Genomic DNA, 516 nt, shown 5'->3' with positions numbered 1-516 from the left:
CCTCACGCAATCGATCGCCAATACTTACCATTTGGTTTGATTTTGTGTTGCATACACACCAATCGGTGTGTATCATCAGTGTTGTGCAAGGTTAACGAAGGGAAGTATACCGCCATGCTTCGCAAGAAAGCTCCCGTTACGCGCTCGCCGCGCGGCGTGTTGTCCAACAAGCCCGTGTACATGCGGCTCATGCCGGACGAACGCCGCACGCTCGAAGAGCTGTCCGCGTCCCAAAATCGCTCGACGTCCAGCGTCGCGCGACTAATCTACCTCGAAGGGGTTGAGCGGTATCAGGCCAAAGTTACCGACGCGAGCGCGCAAGCGCACGCAAATCCCGTTGTGGGGCATTGAATCATGCGAAACCCTGCCCTAATCGAGCCAGCGCTTCGCCATGCTCTGCACGGCCCCAAGCGTCAGGACGTGCAACAAGCTCTTGGATGGGATGACTCTCAGGTCAGCCGTTTCCTCAGCGGCGGGCAGGGAGTCGTGATCGACAAAATCGACACGCTCGTCGCC

At 57.8% G+C, this 516-nt stretch carries 1 protein-coding gene; it reads left to right on the top strand.

The window, feature by feature from the left end:
* On the top strand, nt 1-351 hold a 351-nt coding region (locus tag J5M58_RS26225; RefSeq protein WP_207880253.1), incomplete at its 5' end, for a hypothetical protein.
* Nucleotides 352-516: the final 165 nt, after the last annotated feature.

It is taken from the genome of Pseudomonas sp. 32_A, from assembly GCF_017490905.1.
Taxonomy (GTDB): domain Bacteria; phylum Pseudomonadota; class Gammaproteobacteria; order Pseudomonadales; family Pseudomonadaceae; genus Aquipseudomonas; species Aquipseudomonas inefficax.
This window is presented reverse-complemented; position numbering and strand designations above follow the sequence as displayed.